Origin of the sequence: Paenibacillus sp. FSL W7-1088 (assembly GCF_037969855.1) — a bacterium.
GTDB lineage: Bacteria > Bacillota > Bacilli > Paenibacillales > Paenibacillaceae > Paenibacillus.
Genome location: NZ_CP150216.1, coordinates 1,306,006 through 1,329,286, shown reverse-complemented (window position 1 = coordinate 1,329,286; position 23,281 = coordinate 1,306,006). Strand labels below are relative to the sequence as shown.

22 protein-coding genes are annotated in these 23,281 nt (G+C 49.5%); 10 read left to right on the top strand and 12 right to left on the bottom strand.

Annotated features, from left to right (window positions below):
- Nucleotides 1-17 precede the first annotated feature (17 nt).
- The 6 genes from MKY42_RS05955 to MKY42_RS05930 form a co-directional block, all read right to left on the bottom strand.
- Nucleotides 18-1,664: an ABC transporter substrate-binding protein gene (locus tag MKY42_RS05955; RefSeq protein WP_339849591.1), complete on the bottom strand. Its 1,647-nt coding sequence runs from the start codon at nucleotides 1,662-1,664 to the stop codon at nucleotides 18-20.
- 307 nt (nucleotides 1,665-1,971) lie between these two features.
- Nucleotides 1,972-2,493, bottom strand: coding sequence for a nickel-responsive transcriptional regulator NikR (nikR, locus tag MKY42_RS05950; RefSeq protein ID WP_256221914.1), 522 nt, complete (start codon nucleotides 2,491-2,493; stop codon nucleotides 1,972-1,974).
- A gap of 108 nt (nucleotides 2,494-2,601) precedes the next feature.
- On the bottom strand, nucleotides 2,602-3,495 hold the full coding sequence (locus tag MKY42_RS05945; protein ID WP_179265633.1) for a hypothetical protein: 894 nt from the start codon (nucleotides 3,493-3,495) through the stop codon (nucleotides 2,602-2,604).
- 444 nt (nucleotides 3,496-3,939) lie between these two features.
- The gene (locus MKY42_RS05940; protein WP_339849586.1) at nucleotides 3,940-5,988 is read right to left on the bottom strand and encodes a hypothetical protein; all 2,049 of its coding nucleotides are present in this window, start codon (nucleotides 5,986-5,988) and stop codon (nucleotides 3,940-3,942) included.
- Nucleotides 5,942-6,844 (bottom strand): ABC transporter ATP-binding protein, encoded by a 903-nt coding sequence (locus MKY42_RS05935; RefSeq protein WP_090893939.1) that lies wholly within the window; start codon nucleotides 6,842-6,844, stop codon nucleotides 5,942-5,944. The genes MKY42_RS05940 and MKY42_RS05935 overlap by 47 nt, the downstream gene beginning before the upstream one ends.
- Nucleotides 6,837-7,226: a GntR family transcriptional regulator gene (locus MKY42_RS05930; protein ID WP_053783970.1), complete on the bottom strand. Its 390-nt coding sequence runs from the start codon at nucleotides 7,224-7,226 to the stop codon at nucleotides 6,837-6,839. Before MKY42_RS05930 ends, MKY42_RS05935 begins: the two co-directional genes overlap by 8 nt.
- Nucleotides 7,227-7,705: 479 nt before the next feature.
- Between MKY42_RS05930 and MKY42_RS05925 the strand changes: the two genes are divergently transcribed.
- Both MKY42_RS05925 and MKY42_RS05920 read left to right on the top strand, forming a co-directional pair.
- Nucleotides 7,706-8,581: a futalosine hydrolase gene (locus MKY42_RS05925; protein ID WP_339849581.1), complete on the top strand. Its 876-nt coding sequence runs from the start codon at nucleotides 7,706-7,708 to the stop codon at nucleotides 8,579-8,581.
- On the top strand, nucleotides 8,578-9,420 hold the full coding sequence (locus tag MKY42_RS05920) for a 1,4-dihydroxy-6-naphthoate synthase (RefSeq protein ID WP_179265636.1): 843 nt from the start codon (nucleotides 8,578-8,580) through the stop codon (nucleotides 9,418-9,420). The genes MKY42_RS05925 and MKY42_RS05920 overlap by 4 nt, the downstream gene beginning before the upstream one ends.
- A 516-nt stretch (nucleotides 9,421-9,936) precedes the next feature.
- Here the strand turns inward: MKY42_RS05920 and MKY42_RS05915 are convergent.
- Both MKY42_RS05915 and MKY42_RS05910 read right to left on the bottom strand, forming a co-directional pair.
- Nucleotides 9,937-10,557 (bottom strand): pyroglutamyl-peptidase I, encoded by a 621-nt coding sequence (locus MKY42_RS05915; protein WP_339849576.1) that lies wholly within the window; start codon nucleotides 10,555-10,557, stop codon nucleotides 9,937-9,939.
- 17 nt (nucleotides 10,558-10,574) lie between these two features.
- Entirely contained in the window at nucleotides 10,575-11,579 is a 1,005-nt protein-coding gene (locus MKY42_RS05910; protein WP_179265638.1) for a Gfo/Idh/MocA family oxidoreductase, read from the bottom strand.
- 228 nt (nucleotides 11,580-11,807) lie between these two features.
- Between MKY42_RS05910 and MKY42_RS05905 the strand changes: the two genes are divergently transcribed.
- The 6 genes from MKY42_RS05905 (at nucleotide 11,808) to MKY42_RS05880 (ending at nucleotide 18,294) form a co-directional block, all read left to right on the top strand.
- The gene (locus MKY42_RS05905; RefSeq protein ID WP_090893933.1) at nucleotides 11,808-12,548 is read left to right on the top strand and encodes an ATP-binding cassette domain-containing protein; all 741 of its coding nucleotides are present in this window, start codon (nucleotides 11,808-11,810) and stop codon (nucleotides 12,546-12,548) included.
- A gap of 9 nt (nucleotides 12,549-12,557) precedes the next feature.
- The gene (gene fetB / locus MKY42_RS05900; RefSeq protein WP_339849569.1) at nucleotides 12,558-13,307 is read left to right on the top strand and encodes an iron export ABC transporter permease subunit FetB; all 750 of its coding nucleotides are present in this window, start codon (nucleotides 12,558-12,560) and stop codon (nucleotides 13,305-13,307) included.
- A 33-nt stretch (nucleotides 13,308-13,340) separates the two neighbouring features.
- The gene (locus MKY42_RS05895) at nucleotides 13,341-15,059 is read left to right on the top strand and encodes an AraC family transcriptional regulator (protein ID WP_339849566.1); all 1,719 of its coding nucleotides are present in this window, start codon (nucleotides 13,341-13,343) and stop codon (nucleotides 15,057-15,059) included.
- A 202-nt stretch (nucleotides 15,060-15,261) separates the two neighbouring features.
- On the top strand, nucleotides 15,262-16,233 hold the full coding sequence (locus MKY42_RS05890; RefSeq protein WP_339852745.1) for an iron ABC transporter permease: 972 nt from the start codon (nucleotides 15,262-15,264) through the stop codon (nucleotides 16,231-16,233).
- Between the two features lie 2 nt (nucleotides 16,234-16,235).
- Complete coding sequence (locus tag MKY42_RS05885) at nucleotides 16,236-17,252, top strand: iron ABC transporter permease (protein ID WP_090893927.1); 1,017 nt, start codon at nucleotides 16,236-16,238, stop codon at nucleotides 17,250-17,252.
- A gap of 94 nt (nucleotides 17,253-17,346) precedes the next feature.
- On the top strand, nucleotides 17,347-18,294 hold the full coding sequence (locus MKY42_RS05880) for an iron-hydroxamate ABC transporter substrate-binding protein (protein ID WP_339849563.1): 948 nt from the start codon (nucleotides 17,347-17,349) through the stop codon (nucleotides 18,292-18,294).
- A 160-nt stretch (nucleotides 18,295-18,454) separates the two neighbouring features.
- On the opposite strand, the gene MKY42_RS05875 is transcribed toward MKY42_RS05880, so the two are convergent.
- From MKY42_RS05875 to MKY42_RS05860, 4 genes are read right to left on the bottom strand one after another with little or no spacing between them, the layout of a single operon-like run.
- Nucleotides 18,455-18,877, bottom strand: coding sequence for a macro domain-containing protein (locus MKY42_RS05875; RefSeq protein ID WP_339849560.1), 423 nt, complete (start codon nucleotides 18,875-18,877; stop codon nucleotides 18,455-18,457).
- 46 nt (nucleotides 18,878-18,923) lie between these two features.
- On the bottom strand, nucleotides 18,924-19,862 hold the full coding sequence (locus MKY42_RS05870) for a TIGR02452 family protein (RefSeq protein WP_339849557.1): 939 nt from the start codon (nucleotides 19,860-19,862) through the stop codon (nucleotides 18,924-18,926).
- Complete coding sequence (locus tag MKY42_RS05865; RefSeq protein WP_339849554.1) at nucleotides 19,843-20,340, bottom strand: NADAR family protein; 498 nt, start codon at nucleotides 20,338-20,340, stop codon at nucleotides 19,843-19,845. The genes MKY42_RS05870 and MKY42_RS05865 overlap by 20 nt, the downstream gene beginning before the upstream one ends.
- Before the next feature lie 18 nt (nucleotides 20,341-20,358).
- Nucleotides 20,359-21,288, bottom strand: coding sequence for an NUDIX domain-containing protein (locus MKY42_RS05860; protein WP_179265645.1), 930 nt, complete (start codon nucleotides 21,286-21,288; stop codon nucleotides 20,359-20,361).
- Nucleotides 21,289-21,461: 173 nt separating this feature from the next.
- Between MKY42_RS05860 and MKY42_RS05855 the strand changes: the two genes are divergently transcribed.
- Complete coding sequence (locus MKY42_RS05855) at nucleotides 21,462-22,610, top strand: DUF418 domain-containing protein (protein ID WP_179265646.1); 1,149 nt, start codon at nucleotides 21,462-21,464, stop codon at nucleotides 22,608-22,610.
- A gap of 212 nt (nucleotides 22,611-22,822) precedes the next feature.
- On the top strand, nucleotides 22,823-23,257 hold the full coding sequence (locus tag MKY42_RS05850) for a MarR family transcriptional regulator (protein ID WP_177185623.1): 435 nt from the start codon (nucleotides 22,823-22,825) through the stop codon (nucleotides 23,255-23,257).
- Nucleotides 23,258-23,281 lie beyond the last annotated feature (24 nt).

Sequence of the window (23,281 nt, the reverse complement as noted above, 5' to 3'; positions counted from 1 at the left end):
AAGCTACCGCAGCGTTTCTATTCCGAATCTTCTTCCCAAGACCATTCTTCCAGGTTGGATGTCACCGGCCACCCATGACCATGTGGATGGATCTGCTGTTCACCGATGTTGAGTCCATTCTTCACCAGATACAGATGGTCAATGTTCACCAGCCATGCCCATGGCGCATCGCCTTGATAACTGAATCCTGTCGATCCATCCCACTCCGCTTTCTGCCAGAAGGGCAGTGCCTCTTCTTCCGTTGTCGCTTGGAGAGCCTGCTGCATCCAGTTGTCCACGGTTGGATTACTGTACAATCCAGTGTTGTAGTACCCTTCCCCTTTATGGGAACTACTGTAGAGGTTGTATGTCTCAAGCGGATCATGACTGCCCCACCCGAATAATACGGCATTGGTATAAGCCAGCTTTTTCGTCTCTTCCCGGCTCTTTCCCTCTACATTGACCTTGATCCCCGCTTGGGCCACCATATCCGCAGCAGCCAGTGCCAACGACTGTCTCGTTAGATCCCCTGCAAAATAGAGCAAATTGAACTCGGCCTTTGTGCCGTTCTTCTCGACAATTCCGTCACCATCTGTATCCATCCAGCCGCCATCAGCCAGAATCCGCTTCGCTTCATCCGGATTCGCATCTGCAAATACAGAATCCGGATTGCTCCACGGCAGGTCGTCGCTGACCGAGTAGGCCGGACGACCATGGCCCTCCAGTACCCCTTCCACCAATGCAGTGCGATCAATCGCCACATTTACCGCTTTGCGAATGGAGATGTCGGATGTAACATCATTGCCTGCCGGCAGGCCATCACCAGACTTCACGCCTGCGGGCTGCATCGGGAACATGATGCCCCGGTTATCCACTGTTTTCACTGATTCCAGCTTCATGCCGTTCACCTGCTGCTTGCTGAACGCCGCCGGGATAGCCGCAATATCGACTGTTCCGGCTTGCGCCGCTGCAAAGGCTGCATCCTCATCCAGATAGAGGAACGTCAGTTTATGGAATGTGGACTTTTTCCCGTAATATTGTTCGTTAGCCTCGACGATCGCCTGCTGACCCTTATCCCATTGCACCAGCTTGTATGGACCAGACCCAACCGGATGCTCGGCATAATCAGGACCATAGGCGTGCTCGGGCACAATTCCGAGTGTCGTCAGAAGACTGATAAACGTGGACTGCGGCGACTTTAATGTAAAAACGACAGTGGTTGTATCCGGGGCTTCCACATCAGCCATATTGGTCAAATCGATGACCGAACCGCTCTTGGCAGCCGTTTCAAATGTAAACCTGACATCTTCGGCCGTCAGTGGCTCACCATCGGAGAACTTTACATCATCCCGGAGTGTGACGGTCCAAGTCAGCCCATCTTCACTGACGGAATGCTCTGTCGCCAGATCATTGACCAGTTGAAGTTTGGCATCCCTTTTTAACAAAGTGCTCTGAAAGAGCGGTGAACCGTACTGTCCCCAACCCGTAGTGGGATCAAATCCGCCCTCCGGTTCCGTGCCAACAGCCAGCACCAATTCGTCTTTGGGGAGAGAAGTCGCCGCCTGATGAACGCTCTCTATTGTTGAGGATGTCCCCTGTGTACATCCCGATAGCCCAACTGTGCATATAAGTAAAATGCCTAATCCCGCTCTAACTGATCGTTTCCCCCATGAAAATCCGTGCATTACGCTGTTCCCCCTTCAATTTTTACGATTCAACCCATTACGTGTTACTTTTTTTGAAAATTGTAGCACAAAATAGTTTTATTGTGTCAACAAACTTAACTTCGAAATCCATTTATTTTCATTTACAGGGAATTTAAACGAGATTAACAGGGAGGTCCGTAGATGGTACAGCGTTTCAAGTTAGGTATTATAACAAAACAAAAAGAACAACAGATTATCGGTAATGGACCAATAATCTGTTGTTCTACATACGTGCTATGGACAAAGTCGGCTAATGCCAATGAATCGGTTATTGAAATTTTGAAAGTTAATCCGTTGAAGAATCAGGAGAATGGTGAGGATGGTGATGACTTTGTTGATTTTGGCTGTGATCATGATTGTGCGGACTGTGGTGGCTTGCCATTTTGTTGAGCTCATCCACATACGTTACGGACAGCTCTGCATACAGTACTCCTTTTTGAACCTGGATCTGCTGATGCAGATGACGCAATCGTCCTAGGTTGCCCCGTACCGCAATGACCTCCAGACACTGATCATGGTTCAGGTGCACATGCATATTGGAGATGATGTCATGGTGTGCCTCGTGCTGCAGCTCCATTAACCGAATAGGAAGATCACTGATATGGTGGTCATACACCATCACAATGGTTCCAGCTACATCCTGCTCGGAATGCAATGCAGAAGGCTCCAGCAATGTTTTACGGACCAAATCACGGAAAGCTTCTGAACGATTCTTATACCCCTGCTCTTCGATATAGCTGTCAAACTGTTCAATCAGAGGCGTGGGAAATGCCACACCGAACCGGGTCAAATCTTCTTTGTCTGCCATTCATATCCTCCTGCCGCCTCGTTTGCTTCGAGTGTACCACAGTCCTGTCTTCTCATCGACTATACTGTTGTTTCTCGGTAGTGGCAAAAAGGATAATGTAGCTCGCATTTATTTAGGTATCTTGGTCAGTTCCTGTCTGACTTTGGCATAGGTAGCACTTACCTTCTGTTCCAGTGTATAGATATGTTGTTTGGAGCCTGCCCATTTCTCCGCTGCTGCGGATAAGGAGTTCAACGAGCTTAATACGCGTGATGACTGGCCTAGTTTTGCACTCTGTTTGAACTGCTGCAACGCGTTTGAATATCGCTCTTTCGATAGGCTCGCCTGTTTTTTGCCCGTTTGAATCTGCTTCTTCACGGGATCAGCTCCAGCCAGTAAAGTACGCAACCGTTTCACTTCTGTGCTCTTTCGTTTGCGGGCTTCGGCAAGCTCCTTTTTCTTGAAACGAATGTCTTGTCGAGCAAGCTGAACAACTGGTTTTAACGTATCCGCTTGGGTGCGAATAGCCGCACTCCATTCCTTGTTTTTGATCGCTTTGGCGGCATCGAGCTGCCTATTCACTGAACTGTACAAGGCAAACAAAGACTCATACCGGGCCTCGGTTTGTTTTACCTTTTCGGTTAGACCAGCGATCTTTGCATCATCGATTTGCCTTATACCCACACGTAATTGTTCCAGCTCCTTGGTATTGGCGGCATGAATGGTCTTTATCTTTTGTTCCCAAGCTTGTTCCTGAGTCGTCCAGTTGCCTACGTTCTCGTACGCTCGTTGCAGGGACAACTTGGTCTGCGAATCGGCCTTGCTAAGCACGGTCTCCCACGCCTTCTGGGCTGTTACGCCAAACTCAGGACCCGCCGCTTCAGCAGCGGAGGAATAATACATCACACTCATACTGAATATGATGATGAGTCCCAGGCTCATACGGGTCCATACGTTAGCGCGAAGGTTAGGGCGCGCCCCGCATCGGTTGCTCAGGTTGCTCATGAAACTATGATTCTTCATGCTCCTCATAAGGGATTGATTCATAATCTTTTGGTTGTTATCATTCCCCTCATTTATGCCGTGTTCCCTGATTTGTGTTGCACACGAACAAAGACCCACCTGATGATTTTCCTTTTCTTCCAAAATTCCAGTTTGCATTCTCTTCTACCCCCTCAATGTGAATTGATAATTAGAACCTGCTGGATGTGTCTGTGCGGTGACTCGATTACGATCCCTGATATACAAACTGGCAAAAAACAAAAAAAGCACCCGCAAGTCAGGCGTATTGCCTGCTCTTACGGGTGCTTCCCTCATAAGCCGTTCCATATGGGATTCGCCGAAATGGTCATCATCTCGAATCGAACCATTACCTTTTCCTAATATATTCCATACTTGTATTCTGGTCAAGTCAGATAGAGAAACCAGCATATCAACCGGGAGAACCCTTCCCGCTTGCAGATTACTTTACCGTCCAGCCAGGATGGCTTTCATTTCTTCTGTCAGGTCTTCTTCTTTCAGGATCATGTAAATGTTCTCCCCCTGGGTAACATTCAACTTGATCTGATAGATGGTATCTTTCTCTGTTTGATAACCGGACCTTTGACGTTGAAGCAATTCGCTGATAATTTTTTTATTTTTGGTAGCGATCTGTTTGTTGCCACTTAAATTCCCGTCCACATATTCTGACTGAGGGTACACCATCTGAGGATTTCCGGGACTGTTAATCTCTTGCATCACAAACTGCGCGGAAGCCACCTCATCTACTGAAAATTCCAGTTGTTCGTATAATTTGTTTTCTTTCAGCCAATTCAATACCCGATCATAGCTTGGTTTGATCTCAAAATTCCACATCTCCTTAGGCTGAAAAGGATCATTCGATGAAGAATCCTGATTCATTTCCGCAAATGCAAAAGACTGCCACGGGGAACGTTGCTCCTCGTAAGTCTGGTCCATAATGTCCTGCTTCAGCAATTCCTTGAACTCACGAACTTGCTGCGGATTACTGATATATACCTTCAGATAAGGACTAATGGTTGAGCGAATTCCAATACTCAGCGCGTCCTCTTCCAGCTTATACGTATCGTATGCAACTCTTTTGTAGTCCTGGGTCTGTTTCAAAGTCATTAATTCCTGACGGAACTCCGCTTCGGGAATGTAGTATTTACGTTTCATCACCTTGCCGTTATCCAGCTTGTAATTAATAAACACATACTCGTCATTACGCATACCTGGATTGATGGGATCATCCAGCAAAGACAGATCAGAATCCACGATCTTCTGATGAAGAGCAATAACAGCTTTCATATATTCAGAATCACTTGAATAGAAAGGACCATCATCCATTTTCGATGAGACACCGTTAATATAAGTGTATCTCTCTCCACCTAGCTTGATACTGTTAACCTTGTTCAACTCAGGCACTCGTGCAGCATATCCATTCCAGCTGGCAACAGGCACGTACAAAATCAGTCCGGCGACGATAGCATATAAAACCATCTTGGGCAGCAGCTTGCTGCTCCAAATCAACCACGTCTTGCGAATAATCATCTCGGCTACAATATAACCGACAACTCCACCGAGGATATATCCGAAAATTCCCCACCCCGATGATCCTCTTGGAGCAATAATGGTGAAGTAGGCTCCGCTAATTAAAACCAGCGTAAACATTAAACCAAATCGGAATATGGGTTTAACAAGTGTAAATGTCACCGCTTGGGTAGCAGATTCCACCTGTCTCTTCGCATAGAATACGTAAGATAACAGAATGAACAACACTGTCAATATGAAATAAATAATGAGTTCCCAACCGATCACAGGAGCTCCACTAATCGAACCCATGCGAAGAACTAAAGATATTTTTTCTGCATTTCGCCCAACATCATCGTACGGATATCCAAGCAGGTAATGTTGAAGATGCAAGGAAAAAATGAACCATACAACAACAGGCAACAGTAGGAGTGCGTATACGGTGAGTCCCTGTAATACAGACTGTCCAATGCACATGCCTACCACCACGGTCAGCATGAACATAAACAGCGAGTAAATGCTCATACTGAGGCCCCACATCCAGATTGAACTACCACCGAAAGTAAAAGCTGGATGATCCAGTACTGCCCATACCCAACCGGTTATTGCTGCGGTAATCCAGACCGGAACCAAAGTCACGACGAACCCCGTCAACAAATTAACGGTTAACAGATGCTTGCGGCGCAGCGGCAAACTGTGGAACAGATCCGAAGGTGCACCAGATTGCATATAACGGAATAAAAATATACCCGCAGCTACCGGGAACGTAATGGCAAACAGAATTTGCACTTCCCCATTCGCCTGGAACAAGCTGGTAATCTGCTGTGGTACTTCCCGGTACTCTGTACCGATATAGAGCGGCAGCGAAAACAACAACGTGAGCAGATACAAAATGCCAATCCATCCATGCTGCCTGAAATTTTGGAACAGGATGCCCCGGTTACAGAACAATCGGTTGAATATCATATCCTGCATCCTCCATTTCATAGATAAATATTTCTTCCAGCGTCAGCGGCAGCACATCCAGCAGATAGGGATCAAGTGCACGGAAGCGTTCCGTTACAGCCTCGCGATTGCCTTTCACAATAAACAGGGATACACTGCCACGCTTCTCTTCATGCAGAATATTCACCTGTTCCTCCATAGCCTTGGCATGATCCGGATGACGGAATGCGACCTGTATTTTATGCGTATCAGCCTTCAGATCATCCAGATCTTTCTCTACGATAATCCGGCCTTTGTGCATGATGGCAACATGGTCGCACAGGTCTTCAATTTCGCGCAAATTGTGAGACGAGATCAGAATCGTCACCTGACGCTCCGCTGCTTCCTGGAACAGCAGATTCTTGATCTGCTGCCGCATGACCGGATCAAGCCCATCGATCGGCTCATCCATGAGCAGCACTTCAGGCATGCAGCTAAGTCCAAGCCATACGGCTGCCTGACGGCGCATACCTTTGGACATGCGATGCAGTTTACGTTTCACGTCCAGTTTAAATACACTGCCAAGCTGTACAAAACGCTCCTCATTCCAGCGCGGATATACCGAACGATAGAAGGCAGCCATCTGATGGATGGACGATTGCGGGAAAAAGTATGGTGCATCTGCCATAAAAATGGTGCGTCCCTTGAGGTCCATATTTTCATATATTTCTTGTCCATCCATACGAACCGTGCCGCTATCCTGACGATAGATGCCTGCCAGTATTTTGAGCAGCGATGTTTTGCCTGCCCCGTTGGAACCGAGCAAACCGTAGATCGATCCCTTATGTACTTGCATCGTGACGCCATCAACGGCTTTTTCCTGTTCAAATGCCTTAATGACCTGATTCAGCTCAATCATGTGGCTCCCCCTTCTCTATACGGGCCATCGCTTCCTCAAATAAAAGCGTCATATCGGCTTTGCTCAAACCGGAATATGAAGCTTCCGCAATCAGCTTCACCAGAGCGGCTCTGATTTCATCTCTCATGGCTGCATTCGGATGTTCCACGGACGATGATACGAAGCTCCCTTTTCCCTGCAATGAATAGATATAACCTTCACGCTCAAGTTCCCGGTACGCCTTCTGAATCGTATTCGGATTAACCGTGAGCTGCCCGGACAGTGTGCGAACGGAAGGCAGCTGCTCATCGGGTTGGAGAACACCGTACACGATCATTTCTTTGATTTTGTCCACTAGTTGCTCATAGATCGCCTTACGGCTGCGTACATCCAATTCGAACATCCCGCACCTCCTCTCTATAAAAGTTGTAATACCCTATTGATGAACGATGACTGTATTTTGAAGTGTATGTATCCAACCCTAAGGTGTATTAACTGTACTACTATTATTAATACAGTTAATACAGATTGTCAACCATTTACTTTGACTTCTTATATAATTCGCGTTAGGTTTATATATATGATCAAAGTGACATATAAGCGACTAAAAATAGTTCTCTCTTTTGTATAAGAGACGTAATTTCGGGGTCCAGTCTGGTTCGAGCTGGTTGTTACTGTTCGTTAAATCACTTATCTTGCTAAATACGTTCAAAGCTTGTTCTGATCTTTCCCCTTCCGTTATGATGGAGAAGAACGTGTTGTTCTCGCATACGGGTTCTCTTGCTCGCTTCGCTCGTTGCTTGTACAGTTGTCACTCCGTCTGGCCTATGCGTACATATTTTATAGATGGCTTTATAAAAACCTCATGAGGGAGAATTCGGAATGAACGAACAGAAACAGAATGATTCTATAGATCGTAATCGCCCAGAAACTACAAGCGTGTCAAATCGCTTTGAAACAAACGCGACAGCAGCAGCATCGACAAAGCGTGTATTAATCGTAACCGCCGTTGATGCGGAAAAAGAGGCTGTACTGCGCGGCCTGGGTGACCAGGCAGCAGAACGCTTTGATGTTATTGCTGCGGGCGTAGGCCCTGCCTCGGCCGCAGCAGGAACCGCTGCCGCGCTGGCCTTTGCCTCAGCAGCGGCTGGCGCAAGTGCGCTGGCGCAAGGCTCCGCCGCGCCAAGCCAAACTGATGCGGCACAGGCATCTGCCGCATCCTCAAGGCCGGGGCCCCTTGCCGGGACCGGACTGACCCCAGCGTACACGCTGGTGGTCAGTGCCGGCATCGGCGGCGGGTTCCCCGGCCGGGCGGACGTCGGCTCCCTCGTGGTGGCCGACGCCATGGTTGCCGCCGATCTGGGCTCGCAGACGCCAGACGGCTTCCTCAGCGTGGACGAGCTCGGCTTCGGCTCGTCCCGTGTGGCGGCGGACGCGGTGCTTGCCGCGCGCCTGCGCCATGAGCTGCAGCGGGCAGGGCTCGCTGTCAGCGGAGGCACGGCGGTCACCGTATCCACGGCGACCGGAACTGCCGAGACGGCCGCGGAGCTGCTGCGCCGCGTGCCAGATGCCGCCGCCGAAGGCATGGAAGGCTTCGGCGTGGCAACGGCAGCCCAGCAGTTCGGCTTGCCAGCACTCGAACTGCGGGCCATATCCAACGCGGTCGGCCCACGCGACCGCGACGCCTGGCGCATCAAGGATGCCCTGGATGCGCTCCAGGCTGCAAGTTCCATTTTACGGGAGGTACTTACATCATGAAAATTGCATTTTCCCCTTGTCCCAACGATACATTTATCTTTCACGCCTGGGTGCATGGACTGATTCCTGGTGCACCTGAGCTTGATGTCCGTTATGCGGACATTGATATTACCAACGGCCTTGCCGCAAATCCGGATGGACCAGATACACCTGAAGTCATGAAAATATCCTATGCAGCACTGCCTTATGTGCTGAATGATTATGCGCTTTTGCCTGCGGGCGGCGCACTTGGCAGAGGATGTGGTCCACTGGTTCTGACCGCTAACGGCACAACCGATCCGGCCTATCTCTCGGGACGCCGAGTTGCCGTGCCGAGTGAACGTTCAACAGCCTACCTGCTATTCCGTCTCTGGGCAGCACAAAATGTTCCCGGCGGTGTAGGCGAGATTGTCGTTATGCCATTCGACCAGATTATGCCTGCTGTCCGGGATGGCAAGATCGATGCCGGCCTGGTTATCCATGAAGCACGCTTCACGTACCAGAATTATGATCTCAAACTGATGACAGATCTCGGTAACTGGTGGGAAAGCGACACAGGTCTGCCAATCCCGCTGGGTGCAATCATCGCCCGTCGCAACCTGGATGCTCACGCCCTTGCAGGTTGGGCACGTGCCTCGGTGGAATACGCATGGGCGCATCCGGATGAGTCCAAAGCATACGTCATGGAACATGCACAAGAGATGGACCCTGATGTAACTGCACAGCATATCGGCCTGTACGTTAACGAGTTCAGCGCCAACCTGGGCGATGATGGTTACGGTGCAATTACAGCATTGCTTGGACGAGCGATGAAAGAAGGACTTGTTCCCGAGTTCAATCTGGATTTGTTGCGGATCTAATTCGCAAGGGCATCAATCCAAACAATCAATGAAGCTAGGCTGTGCCAATCTCTCTTTCTATTTTCTGCTGGGTACAGTCTCATTGCTAATATCTCGTGTCCGAGGCGCTAACGAATCGGTAACACCTTATTAAGCAGAATTGAGCGGAACGGCAATACTTACGAACCTCAGTCACGTTATTCCGTTAAATCTCAGCGAATAGATAGAAAAAACAGAAAGAACGGCGAAATAACGCTTCTGTGATTCGTTAGATTCCAGTATCCGTGGAATTCCGCATATTAACGTGACTCAAGTTCGTTAGATAATACAAAGGGCTGTCCTATAAAGTCATATTCATGACAATAGGACAGCCCTCTTTAATTTATTTCAATAACAAACCGAACCTATATACACTGATAATCCAAACCTCGGCACATTGATCCCACCACGCGTATAAGACCTAACCACTCAGCGGATCTAACCACTCATCCATTCAATGTAATCTCAAACGTTCTTCTTACAACGATCCAAACTTTATTACACCCCCACTACCGTACGAATCATAACCCGCAGAGCATCCAGCATCATGGGGATGGGCAGTGACGGCACCGAAGGCTGATGCACAGCCATCTCTGTTGAAGCTGGAAAATGTACAAATCCGGCACGAATCGGAAGCTGCTTCAACCGGATATAATCCAGCACCCGATACATCGTATTGTTACAAATATACGTGCCTGCCGTATTGGACACCGCAGCCGGGATGCCTGCTGCCCCCATGTTATTCACCATTGCACGAATGGGCAATGTGGAGAACAGACCGTCTGGGCTTCCCTCCACGATGAGCTCGTCCACGGGAAGCTGGCCTTGGTTGTCCGCATAGGAACCTGGAGGAATATCTTTGACATTAACAGCAATCCGTTCAGGTGTAATGGCCGTCCTGCCTTTGGCCAAACCACAGGCGATGACGACATCCGGTTGATAGGATTCCATCTCTGCGATCAGCAGATCCGCACATTCATCGAAGTGCACAGGCAGCAGGACTGTTTTCAATTCCGCTCCCTCTATCACTTCCTGCACAAGTGCCTCCATCAGCTCTCCCGTCGGATTGATCGCATCCCCGCCAAAAGGTTCAAATCCGGAGATCAGAATTTTCAGCATCGCTTTTCCTCTCCTGTCTATTTCTCGGATTTGTAACGCAAGCCCCACTGCCCGCGGATCGTGTCCATCAACTTCATAATTTCCAGGGATTCGTCCAATTGGATCGTTCTGCTCTCCGTACGTCCTTCCAGAATGCAGCGCCCTGCTTCCTCTGCTTCAAACGCATATCCAATGCACGTCCGGTCATCGGTAAATGTCTCCGGTTCGTCCTGGCCGTTCACGTGCAGATAAGCTTCTTTGCCTGCCAAGAAAAGTGGTAAACGAATATACCCTTCTGTGCCATATATGACCGCTTCGTTACTCAAGTTAAGACGAATGGCCCCATTCAGCGATGCAGAACGACCTTCGGAATAAGACAACAGTACGGAGAACTGTTCGTCCACACCCGTCTGTCCAATATTCGCCGTACTCCACACATGCTGAGGCTGCTCGCCAAAAATCATGGACGCGAAGGAGATCGGATATACCCCTGCATCAAGCAAAGCCCCACCACCCAGATCCGGGTTAAGCAACCTGCCTTCCGGCTCCCAGCCTACGCGGAAACCAAAGTCGGCTTTGACCAAACGCACCTCGCCGATTCTGCCTTCCGCAATCCATGCTCTGGCTTGGGTAATCGGTGGCAGAAAGCGTGTCCACATGCCTTCCATAAGAAAAAGCTTGCGCTCACGCGCCTCCTCGACCAGCTGCTCCAGCTGACGGGCATTCATCGTAAACGGTTTCTCACAAAGTACTGCCTTGCCCGCTTCCAAACAAGCAAGCACATTTTCCTTATGTAACGGATGCGGTGTTGCCACATAAATAATATCCACTTCAGGGTCCAGCAGCATCTCATCGTATGAACCGTAAGCGCGTGCAAAACCATAATCAGCTGCAAACTTCTCTGCGCTTTCAGATGTTCGTGAACCCACCGCCGCTTTTACGGCGTTCCCGGCATGCTCCAGGTCTCGTGCGAACTGGGATGCAATCCATCCCGTACCCATAATGCCCCAATTCACCTTGTCCCGTCCAACAACTTTCGTCATCGTAAAGCCTCCCCTGATATCAACATATTTTAAAAAGATCACGATCTCGATTAGGCCAACACGGAGTCTTCTTTATTTTACCAAAAAGAACCGCTTGCGTCAGACCCGTTTCATCTTTCACATTCCATGATGTCATTTCATTGATCTAATTGAGATCCACTCTCATTTCAATTTTTCTGTATTTTTGCTAAGATGATTGCAGATCACGGATGAAAGGACGACCCGACTTTGTCCACACTGTTAACCATTGATAAACTAGTGAAACGTATCGGTTTAACCGAGCAGCATATTTTATTTGAACATGTGAACGCAATCGTGGATCAGGGAGAACGCATTGCCATACTTGGTGCATCCGGCCAAGGAAAAAGCACATTGCTCCGCATTCTCGCCCTGCTGGATATTCCTGATGAAGGAGACCTGATCTGGAAAGGAATTTCTTATCGGGATTCGGACCCTCGTATCTGGCGCATGCGCATGACTTATGTCGCACAGCAGGCTGTCATGCTGGCAGGCAGTGTGGAAGATAACCTGAAAACCGTGCACCTGCTTCACAGGCAGCCATACGATCAGGACCTCGCCCGCCTCCTGCTTGCAGGAATGGGATTGGAGAATCTTGATATTCATAAGCGGGCCATCGACCTCTCCGGTGGGGAGAAACAACGCATAGCCCTAATCCGTTCCATGATGCTGCGTCCTGAGGTCCTGCTGCTGGATGAAGTGACTGCTTCCCTGGATCGGACCAACGCACGCCTGGTGGAGGAACAATTGACCCGCTGGAGCCAGCAGGAAGGCACTTCGCTCGTCTGGGTTACCCATGATCAGGAACAGGCACAATCATTCAGTACAACCACCTGGTTTATGGGCAATCAGACACTGCTGGAGCGCCAGCCGACAGCTCATTTTTTTGACAACCCGGCTACGGACCTGGCCAGACAATTCATTATGCATCCTGCCCCCGCGGCAGAATAAGGAGAAATCATGTCACTCATCGCTCTGAGTTTTACCATTATATTCGTGATGGTCACCATGCTCATCTCTGTCTGGCAGAAGCTTGATCTGGAAAAAGATATCGCTATAGGCACCGTTCGTTCCGCTGTACAGCTGTTGCTTGTCGGATATATACTTCAATTTATTTTCAACTCGGACCACCCCGTTCTTATCGTTGCCATTGTCGGATTCATGATTATCGTAGCCTCCCTTAATGCTGGCAAACGCGGCAAAGGACTTCGCTGGATTTCCTTGTATATTGCGGCTGCAATTACGGTCACGGAGCTGCTCATGATGGGGCTGTTGTTAGGACTGGGTATTGTAGAGCCTACCCCCCAATACATTATTCCGTTGAGCGGGATGACCATCGGTAATGCCATGGTAGTGTCCGGGCTGTTCCTGAATCAGATGAAACGCGAGGTCGAGTCCTCCAAAGGAGAGATTGAATCCCTGCTTGCACTGGGCGCAACGCCAAGACGTGCTTTTCAGGACGTATTGAAGCGTTCCGTAAAATCCAGCATGATCCCCACGATTGATGGCATGAAAACGGTAGGACTTGTACAGCTTCCTGGTATGATGACAGGCATGATTATTGCGGGTGCCGATCCGGTTGAGGCCGTGCGTTACCAGATTCTGATCGTGTTTGCTTTTACCAGCTCAGCCGCCATTACCAGCATTCTGCTCAGCCTGATGACGTACCGGCAGTGGTTCACATCGGATATGCGTCTGCGCTCGCTATGATATATCCACCTTGCGAGGAAAGGAGGTCACACCATGTTAACCCATCCAATCACCAATAATAACGGCAGCACCTCCCATACATTGACCCAACCGGATCACCCGAAACGCTCTGATGAATCCATGTCCCGAACGGAAATGGATGCTTTTCTGAACGATGCGCTGCTCGAACTGCGTCAGGCAGAGCTGGTTACCGTGAATACGCATTGGCAATGGAGTCAAACGGAGCTTCCACACCATACTTTGGTCTACATGCACAAATTCACGGGCAAGCTGGTAGCGAACGGTATCGAATCCCTTGTCACTCGTAAGTCCGCCTTCTTGTCTACACCGGGAAACTTTCTTGAGCTTATCTCTGATACGGACCAAGAGATTGAATTGTATATCATTCATTTCGATCTGTTTCGGGTGGCTGAGAAAACGAAAGAACGGCGAATATATGAGCGAGAGCTTGGTTCCCCTGTAACAGGATGGATTCAGGGCCCTTACTATGGGATACAGCGAATTGCCGCACAATTAACAACTGAAGCTTCACAGACCAGCCTGAAAGTGCAGCTGCTTCTGACTGATCTGCTTCATATGCTCTGGCCGCAGGAAGGTCAGGTGCATGCGGAAGCACAGGACGAGCCTGAACAATGGCTCAGATCCACCTTGCAGTACATGCGGGAAAACTATATGAACGAAATCAAGCTGGAGAAGCTGGCCGAACTGGCAGGTATGCATCCATCGTATTATTCACAGCTGTTCAAGAGCCGGATGCAGAAAAATCCTATCGAATATATCACTCATTTACGAATGAATCGGGCCAAGGAATGGCTCATGACTTCAGATCTGCGTATTCGTGATGTGGCCCGCCAGGTAGGCTATCGGGACGAATTCTATTTCAGCCGCCGCTTCAGAAATCATGCCGGTTATGCGCCAACTTCCTATGCCAAGCAGGTACATCGAAATATCGTCTCACTCTCCTATCCATACACCGATCACCTGATGACGCTTGGCATCACACCCTGTGCAGCTCAAATCCAGGGCCATCTGCCCCATGTTCCCAAATCGTTGACGCTGCCGTTCCATGCCTATGAACCATGGGAACAGGGACGCCAGGCATTCCTGGATGTGAATCCCGATTTGATTCTGACCAAGGACAACGCAGCCGTTAAAGCGATGGAACATATCGGAGATGTCGCTCCAATCATCACCATCCCTTGGAATCAGACAGATATGTTTGGTCATTTGCAGAAAATTGCCTCTATTGTTGATCGTACTCAAGCGGCTAAGGAGTGGCTGGATCGGCATGAGCGCAAGGCGGAGCGGGCTCGCAAAAAGATCAGGGAGACAGCGGGTCAGGTCACCGTCGCGATCTGTACCTTAACTGCAAAAGGACCGCGCATGTACAGCAATCGTAACTTCGGACATGTATTTTACCGCAGCCTGCAACTGGCCGCTCCTGATCGAATTCAGAAGGAACTAACAGGCAAACCTGCCGGAGTGGGATTCAACTGGATGTCTTTCACGCCTGGAGAATGGGATGGCCTCGAAGCGGATGTGCTGCTGATTGCGGTTACGTCCATGCACGAACGTACCACTCTGTTACAGCAGATTGCTGCTGATCCGTTGTGGAAAAACTATCCCGCGGTAAAAGCTGGGCGCGTACATGTCATAGACTGGAATTCATGGGTCGTATACGCTCCGTATTCCATCAACATCCAGCTCGATGAAGCGCTCTCTATGTTGACGAACCATGCAGCATTTCTGTAATCTAAAAAATGTCCATCTCTATAATCTTAATTTATGCCATGTACGGGCCTGAATTAAGATTTTATAATGTTCACTAATTGATAATGATAATCAATAACAACAGCAATGCGTTGTTGGTACCAAAGGAGTGACCCGCATTCAACATCCGGGACTATCACAACGTCCGTCCAAACCAAGAAAATCCGCAGTGTCGGTTGGCCTGATGTTTTTGGCGGCCATTGCCGCACTGCTGCTTACTGTGTTTGTCGCCATTTCTCTTGGTGCCAAGGGGCTAACACTGGAGACCGTATGGACTGCCATATTTCAGTACAATCCGGCTTTGACGCCGCATCAGATTATTCACGAGCTACGGCTGCCACGAGTCATTGCTGCTGCTGTGATTGGTGCCGCCTTTGCTGTGGCCGGAGCGCTCATGCAGGGAATCACACGAAATCCGCTGGCAGACACCGGCATTCTGGGGATCAATGCAGGCGCTACCTTTGTCGTGGCGCTCAGCTTCGCCTTCTGGCCGGGATTGCCTTATGGCTGGATTATGTTCCTGTCATTTGCAGGGGCTGTGCTTGGCACGCTGCTCATTTTCCTGCTGGGTATGGCGGCCCCCGGAGGTCTGACCTCCATCAGGCTTACTGTTGCGGGGGCCGTTATTGCAGCCATGCTGAGTTCGCTCAGCACCGGTGTCGCCATCTATTTTGACTTGAGCCAGGATTTGGCCTTCTGGTATGCGGGTGGGTTCGGGGGAATTGAATGGCGGCATCTGAAGCTGATTCTGCCTGTTCTGCTCGTTACTCTGGTACTCACTTTGCCTATGGCCCGTCGGATATCTCTCATGTCGCTAGGAGAAGAAGTTGCGATTAATCTCGGAATCAACCTCCGCTGGACCAGGCTGTTTGCCTTGACGGCGGTTGTTGTGCTGGCTGGCGTATCCGTTTCCGCTGTAGGCTCGATCGGCTTTGTTGGACTGGTCATTCCACATATTTCCCGCAAATTGGTTGGCGTGGATTATCGACTCATCATTCCGATGTCCTCCCTGCTCGGAGCCGTCCTGCTCGTGCTCGCCGATCTGGGATCACGCATTGTGAACCCGCCTCAGGAACTGGCAGTAGGCATTATGGTCGCCTTTGTCGGTGTACCCTTCTTCCTCTATCTGGCCCGTAAAGAAAGGAGGGCCCTATAGCGATGAACACCAATACACCCTCACGGGGCAAACGTTCCATAGCGGTCAGCGTTGCGCTGCTCTGCATCGCCTGTGCCGTTATCGTGATCAGCCTCAACTCGGGAACAATTCGCCTGTCACCAATAGCCGTGCTTCACACCCTGCTTGGTTATGGCACGCCGGATGATCAGATTGTATTGTTCGACTATCGACTGCCACGCATTCTGGTTACTGTACTCGCCGGAGCGGGACTCGGTGTGGCTGGTGCGGCACTGCAAGGCATTACACGCAATCCATTGGCCGATCCGGGCATCCTCGGCTTGCATGCAGGAGCGGCTTTTGGATTGATGGTATTCGTAAGCTTCTCCCATTCCATGAATGGCTCAGTTGCCTTGCTGATTCCGTTGTTTGCTTTTGCAGGGAGTGTCGCCGCGGCGTTGATTATTATGCTGCTATCCTATGACCGACATAACGGAGTATCCCCCATTAAGCTTATTCTGGTGGGCATTGCCGTAGCAGCCGGTTTCCATGCCCTGACGCTCTATCTGTCCCTGCGTTTGGATGAAGACACCTATTCCTTCGCCGCCCGCTGGCTGGCAGGCAGCGTCTGGGGCAGAGACTGGGTTCATGTTCAGGCGCTGCTTCCATGGATTGTGCTGTGCATCTCGTACATATGGAGCCGCTCCAAAACGCTGGATGCCTTCAATCTGGGAGATGCTGCCGCGACCAGTATTGGTACACCCGTCAGATCCCAACGTGTTATTTTGCTATTGTGCACGGTAGCATTATCTGCCGTCAGTGTGTCCATGGCTGGCGGGATCGGATTCATTGGTCTGGCGGCGCCGCATCTGGCCCGCAGACTGGTTGGCCCGATGCATCGCCATCTGATCCCAGCCGCCGGACTCATCGGCATGGTGATCCTGGTTGCAGCCGATACAGTCGGGCGAACGATCTTTCAGCCCAATTCCATTCCGGCAGGCGTCGTGGTCGCGGCGATCGGCGCACCTTACTTTTTATACCTGCTGGTACGAACCAAGTAATTGCTTTATCGGAACAATCCGAATGAATAATTTTACCGGTACACCCAACATAAAAACGACATCCATGAGATGTTCAAGGAGATTGAGATTACCCATGTTAAAGAAAAACCTTATGCTCTTCATGAGCATCTGTCTGGTGCTTGTACTCGCAGCCTGCGGGAACGCCAATAATTCATCCTCTGCGTCGGAAGGTTCTACGAAGGACACTTCGAACGCTGCACAGGACACCCATTCCGCTTCTGGAGAACAACGCATCGCATCCATGTCGATCCATCTGACCAATGACCTGCTGTCTCTCGGCATTACCCCGGTTGGTTCGGTGATCGGCGGGGAAGCCAAAGCCTTCCTGTCCCATGTTGCTGACCGTCTTCAAAATACAACGCCGCTTGGTCCCGTTAAGGACCCGGACATGGAAGCCTTACTTGCCCTGAAACCGGATGTCATCTATCTCGACGAGGAATTCTCCGGTGATGATATTGCCAAATTCGAGAAAATCGCCCCTGTACACGTCTTCAATCTGGATGATGGCACTTGGCGCGACCACCTGAAGGACATTGGTAAACTGGTCAACCGCGAGAAAGAAGCCGAACAATACATTCAGGATTATGCAGCTGAAACGGAAGAAGTGAAATCCCTGATCCACGATACAATCGGTGACGGCACTGTAATGGCGATCCGTGTTACTGCCAAAGAACTGCGTGTATTCAGTACACGCCGTCCAATGGGCCCGATTTTGTACGAAGATCTGGGGTTAACTCCAGCTAAAGGCATTAAGGATTTCGATTCGTCCAAACCGTATCAAGTTATTTCCCGTGAAGTGCTGCCGGACTTTGATGCCGATGCGATCTTCGTAGTTGTGAACTCGGATGATGAAGCTCAGAGCATGTTCAAAGAACTGCAAAACAATCCGATCTGGCAAGGACTGAAGGCTGTCAAAGCAGGTCATGTCTACCCGATCGGTGCTCAACCTTGGCTGGACTATTCTTCAATCGGCAATAAAATGGCCATGGATGAAGCCAAAGAAATGTTTTCTAAGAAATAAAATGTTCCTTATGCACAACATATAAAAAAACACCAAAAAACCTCTCTTTGTAGATCGAAACAGAGTCAGCGAACATGCTCTCTTCATCCACTCAAAGCAGAGGTTTTTTTATTATCCAAATCGGTATCCCTCTAGATAAAAGTCCGTCGGCATGGCCTAATCACAAGGTACAAACGACGATCTCCACATCCGTTTCGGCAAAAGCATTCTGAATAATGCCCTTCACCTTATCCCACTTCAACCTGTCCAGCCCGCAGCCGATTTGCGGCATCGCCAGTTTGTTGAGCCCCTCTCTAACGCATATGTCACGCATGGATTCCACGGCACGAGTAAACGACTGATAGGTCGGTTTGTTCGAAAACTTGGCCTTGGTGACCAAATTCAGCGTCCGTCCTACCGGATAACATTGTCCGATCTCAAGCGGCTCCTGCTGCGCCTGCTCCTGGAGAACCTCCAATCCAAATCGCTGCCGAAACTGCACAGCAATGCCTGCACCCATCCGGGCATCTGCGGAAATACAGTGTGCAAGCGTGTAACTCTCATCCATAGCAAACAAATCCTGCTGTATCTCGCGAAATTTCATACCTACCCTCTCCCTTACAACTTTTCACTTTTCAAACTTCTCCAATTCACATACCAGCCAAACGCTTCTCAAATGCCTTGAACGTTTTCTGTCCTGCTGACCGGTCCAATACAGCAAATACGATTCGTTCAAAGGAATGCCTAAATTTCTCCTCTACCAATACATCATGGAAATACTTCGCTACGTCCGCCGGATCATTCCTGAATACCCCGCAGCCATATGCACCTAGTACAATGGTTTGATGTCCATGCAGCGCGGCCACGTCCAGAATATAGCGAATACGCCCTTTCATGACGGACTCAATCTGCTGCTCATCGGCATCCTCCCGATCTCTCACCACTCCTGCATTTACAGCAGGCGCTGTGATGAATGACGTCAGATAATATTTGCCCAGCAGCCGATCCTCGTCATCGCGAATCACCGGGACAGCAGGCGAATAGATCATGTAATCCGAGTACATACAAGATCGCTGCTTGCGATTGTAATCATACATTTCGCTCATTTGGGCGATACATGGGTACAGGCCTGTAGCACGAGCCAAGCTTTCCTCCTGTGCCTGGCTGCCTCCCAGGAAGCCGCCGCCGGGGTTTTTCGCTGATGCAAAGTTCAGGCAAACGACATCTTCCCTTCCTTCATCCACAGAAAGACGTGAAGCGGCTGCGAGTGTGGTCTCGCCCGTAACCTCGATGCGAACGTCCGAAGCTTCGGTGGCAGGTTGCATCTGAACCATTTCTTTAGCTCTCTTTTCTCGAAGAGCGATAAGCTCCGTTGGACGATATAATATCGAATCCCGGATCGCTCGCTGTAAATCCATACCGATCTGAACTCTGCGATCATACTCGTTCACGTATTCTCCTTCTTCCAGAATAGCCAGCGTCTGATGGGCGATACGGGATCGTTTGGAACGTTGATTTGTGCTATGGAAGTCTGTTGTTTTACTGCGATTGTTGTTCTGTATATTGTTCTTATAAAGTTGATCGTTCATCTTCATCACTTCCTATATTTTCTCTAAGACGGGTGAGAATCTCACCCAGCCAGTTGGTTCCCCGCCACGTTTTTCTATTACGGATGCGCGGGTCTTCTTCCGCCAATCCAACACCCCAGATGCGGTCATCCGGGCTTGCTTCCACCAGGGTCGTGCCGCGGGTGGCGAGCAGTGTGGTCAGCAGTTGTTCGTTTTGGGTGAATTTGGCTTCGTTGCCCTCATAGACAATGCGTTTGCACTCCGCTTCCCATACCGTCTGGTCGAACCCTGCGACCTGTCTGCCCAGCTTTTTTTGTACGGAAGCGGAGCTTGCTTTCAGGATCTTATCTACAATAATCTGATCGCCGAACAGCAGTGCTTTCTGGTGCATCATATATTGCTCTGCACTCGTGTAATGAACGCCATTCACGGTAAAATCCGCCGGGTGCCACTGTGAGAACGGAGACGCTGTGCGCCAGAAAAATGTAAACTTCTCCATCGATAATCCCTCCAAACTTTATGGGGCCAGTCTTTCCGGGTTCAGTCTGTATAAACGAGAGGGGCGATGTCCGGCATTCCCTGTATACTCCCCCGTTTCGATGACCCAATCGGCGATTTTGCGCCGGAAGGCGGCAGCCAGCAGTTTTTTGCCACTGATGGTCTCATATACTTTCTGAAGAGCGGTGAGCGTGAACGTCTCCGGCATCAGATTAAAAGCTATATCCGTATACTCCACCTTCGCCCGCAGACGTTCCAGCGCATAGTAAATGATCTTTGCATGATCAAAAGCAATTCCTTGAACCTCATTCACGGTAATATTGCGGCTGCGCACTCTGCCTTCCAATGTTTCCTTCGTCTCAATGACAGCCGACAATTCCTCTGTTCCATTCGTCAAAATCAACTGCACCCTGCGCTCCGTCACACGTCCACGCTCATGAATATGGCGTTTCTCCTCCAGAAGCCGCTGCTCCATTCGGAACCAGTCTGCTTCGCTGGCATCGTCGCCAGCCTGAAGTTGCAGTTCGCTGCTGTCAACCAGCGCCATGTAGGAGCAGCTGATTACACGCGTACGCGGATCACGATGCACATCTCCCCAGGTATACAGCTGCTCCAGATAAATATCATCCAGTCCGGTTTCGGTGAACAGTTCCCGCCTAGCGGCATCTTCCAACGATTCCTGCATGGAGACAAACCCACCCGGAAGCGCCCACTGCCCCATATAGGGATGACCGCCACGACGGATCAGCAGCAACTGGAGCTCAGGTTCCGCAAGCTTGCGATAGTTCTCCTGCGTCTCACTTCGTATTGTAAATACCAACATATCCACCGTTACGGAAGGGCGATCGTAATCGCCCGCGTCATAGGTTTCTAGAAACTGTTGTTCACTTATATTCACGTGATTCTGATGCGCTAATGGATTTTGATCAGAATTACCCTTATGTGTCATTTCGAAAGACCCCATTCTGTTATTAACATTTTGTTATTAACAATTAGTTAATAACAATCTAACATATCTTTTTGACCTAGGTCAATATTTCCAATTAGGAATAAATCAGTTGTTTTATTTAATACAAATGTGTTATTTTATTTTAAAACACTTGTGTTAGAAAAGGTGAGGCAATGAAACGAATCGCATTATTGGATATTCTCAGAGGTTTTGCCATTATCGGAACATTGGGGACAAACATCTGGCTGTTTGCATACTTAGGTGATCTGAACAAAATGTTTAGTGATCCGCTTGAGCCGTGGTGGAGTTCATGGGACAAACTGCTGCAAACGATGATGATGGTGCTGGTCAATGGCAAATTTCTCGGACTGCTCACGCTACTCTTCGGGGCGGGCATGGAGATGAAGCGGCAAAAAGCCCAGCGTGAAGGCTATACTTGGCCTGGTGTCTACATCTGGACATGCGTTCTTTTGCTGATTGATGGTCTGCTGCATTACACGTTGGTCATGGAATACGATGTTCTGATGAGTTATGCCATTACAGGCATGATTGTCTCCTTCATCATTAATCGCTCCCGTCGTTTCATTCTGATCATGATGGGCATCGCAGGTGGCGTGCATCTGATTGGGATTACCGGAATTACGGCATTATTGGCGCTGGAATCCGGTTCAGCCTTCAATGGCATGGACACGATCACGGGTCTATACGCCTCGGGCACCTGGTGGGAGCAAGTGATGTTCCGTCTTAGCAACTTCGGTTTCTTCCGCACAGAATCCATTGCCATCATTCCACTCAATGTGTTCCTCTTCCTGCTGGGAGCGCTGCTTATGCGGGCTCAAATATTCTCAGATCATGATTCGGGGCGCCTCAAACGTCGCAACTTAATGATTGTGGGACTTGCCGCAGGCATTCCTCTTAACCTACTTCTACTGGTTCCTGGGGGTATTATGGACCTGTTCGTCCGTTATATTAGCGCTCCCGTGCTTACTCTTGGTTACTTGGGACTGATTGCTTATATGATGAAAAAAAATATATTCCCCCGCCTCTTTAACCGTTTTGGCGAAATCGGCAAGATGGCTCTGAGCTGCTATATTTTGCAGAATATCATCGCCTCCGCCCTCTTCTATGGATGGGGTCTTGGACTCGGTGGACAGCCTTCCTCCCTGTTCATTTTGCTAATGTGGGCCAGCATCTGTGTAATATTAATGATCTTCTCCCACCTCTGGCTGCGCAGATTTCGTCAAGGTCCGGTGGAGTGGATATGGCGTAAGTTGTCCATCTCACCTGCCGCTAAAGACACTTCACCTTCCACCCCCATGTAACCTTTGTTCCATATGTAGAATACTCACAAAAAGGATAGGTTCGCGGATTAATACTCCGTTGCCCTATCCTTTTCAATTGGTTTTGATGTTAAAAAATATGGAAGACACCAATCATTCTTTTAGTCAAAAATAAAATAACAACTTTACTTGACGATATGTCAAATGAAACTTATCATTTAGTTAGTCGACTAATTAAAAGGATGGAAGCGCTTATGAAATCAGATCGAAATGAACGGTTAATGGGCCAATTATCAGAACTCGTCAAGCTACAGCGTTACAAGGTTCATGAGAAGCTTGTCAACCACCCTGAGTTATATCCGGGTCAACCGCCGCTGCTATTCCAGCTTGAACGGGAAGATGGTCAGACCCAGAAACATCTGGCCGAACAGCTTCACCGCGCCCCTGCTACGGTAACGGTAATGCTGAAACGTATGGAAAGCTCGGGATTTATACGGCGTGAAGCCGACCCGAAGGATCTGCGCAGCCTGCGTGTCTATCTGACCGACCAGGGCCGTGATGCGCTTAAGGAACTGAGAGAAGTATTCCAGGAGCTAGATCGCCAAGCCCAGAAAGATTTTACACCGGAGGAATCGCAGCTGATGTCGGCGCTCGCCCAACGCATGGTTCAGAATCTGCGAGAATATTAAGTGAGATGTTTCTGTCTGTATGAC